Here is a 698-nt window from a genome sequence, read left to right on the forward strand (position 1 = left end):
CGGTGTATGCCATGAAGGCCCAGTTGGGCCGTGCCGGACGCAAGATCGGCCAGGAAGCCATCCAGATCCATGGTGGCATGGGCATGACCGATGAATTGGGTGTGGGCCATTTCGTCAAGCGGTTGACGGCAGCGGATGGACTGTTTGGTAATGCGGATATGCATTTAAGGGCGATGGTGCAACCCGCCTGAGCCGATACCATGGCGGGGCTTGTTGCTTGGTCATGGAGGCATTGCTATGAAACGGAATTTGCGGGCTGGGGAGCCATGGGGTATATACCCTTGATGAGGGTATTCGCGCAGGTTGATCGCGTATCCGGTTCATATCACAGGGAGTTGGAATGTCTCGCAAAAATATCGCGTCGGCGGCGCTGCTCAAGAATCTTCAGGTTCCCCAGGGCGATAGAACCTACGAGAAAATTCTTGATGCCGGGTTGGCATTGTTCGTGGAATTCGGTTTGCGACGTACCACCATGGAAGATGTGGCCACCCGTGCGGGCATTGGTCGGGCGACGGCCTATCGTCGTTTTGCGGATAAGGACCAGTTGATTCAGGTGGTGATTCTGCGCGAATGCCAGCGACAACTGGCGATGATCGAAGATGAACTGGAGAAGCTGGACAGCGGCCTTGAACGTGTTCTTGAATCCTTCGTGCTGGCGGTGACCCGTGCCCACCGGCATCCGTTGCTGAAGCGGCTGC

General features: G+C 56.4%; 2 protein-coding genes. Both read left to right on the forward strand.

Annotated elements, in window-relative coordinates; genetic code table 11:
* Positions 1-191, forward strand: a 191-nt coding sequence (locus A3730_RS07930) for an acyl-CoA dehydrogenase family protein (RefSeq protein ID WP_255364220.1), incomplete at its 5' end; no start/stop codon positions are given.
* A gap of 149 nt (positions 192-340) precedes the next feature.
* Positions 341-698 (forward strand): TetR/AcrR family transcriptional regulator (locus A3730_RS07935; RefSeq protein WP_156501069.1); only part of this gene is annotated, 358 nt, incomplete at its 3' end.

It is taken from the genome of Alcanivorax sp. HI0044, from assembly GCF_001634945.1.